This is a genomic window from Paenibacillus maysiensis (assembly GCF_000520815.1).
Classification (GTDB): Bacteria; Bacillota; Bacilli; order Paenibacillales; family Paenibacillaceae; genus Paenibacillus; species Paenibacillus maysiensis.
This window is the reverse complement of the sequence record NZ_ASRY01000115.1, coordinates 1-304: the sequence shown is the minus strand read 5'-3', so window position 1 is coordinate 304 and position 304 is coordinate 1. Positions and strand designations below refer to the sequence as shown.

1 protein-coding gene is annotated in these 304 nt (G+C 44.7%); it reads right to left on the bottom strand.

Annotation, left to right across the window (positions count from 1 at the left end; all coding sequences use genetic code 11):
• Positions 1–304 (bottom strand): site-specific integrase (locus tag L696_RS0107740; RefSeq protein WP_025683134.1); only part of this gene is annotated, 304 nt, incomplete at both ends.

The following is a 304-nucleotide window of genomic DNA, read 5'->3' as shown; positions in this document are numbered from 1 at the left end:
CAAATCCTTTTCCGCTAACCCTTTGTATTGCCGAACGACCTTGTTCCTGACCGCTTCGATATGTATTTCTTCCTTTATATAGCCCTGCTGATGCATCCACTGTGCAAATACATTGATACTGGCGATCTTACGGTTAATGGTGAGTATCGCTTGGTTGGTGCTTTGCAGAACCTTCTTGTACTCTACTCCATCCAATTCAATCCATTTGTCCAGTCCATATTCCGTCTTGCCCCGATACCAAGCTATGAACTGCAATACGTCCCGAATATAGCAGGAAACCGTATTTTCACTCCGATCCTTGCTC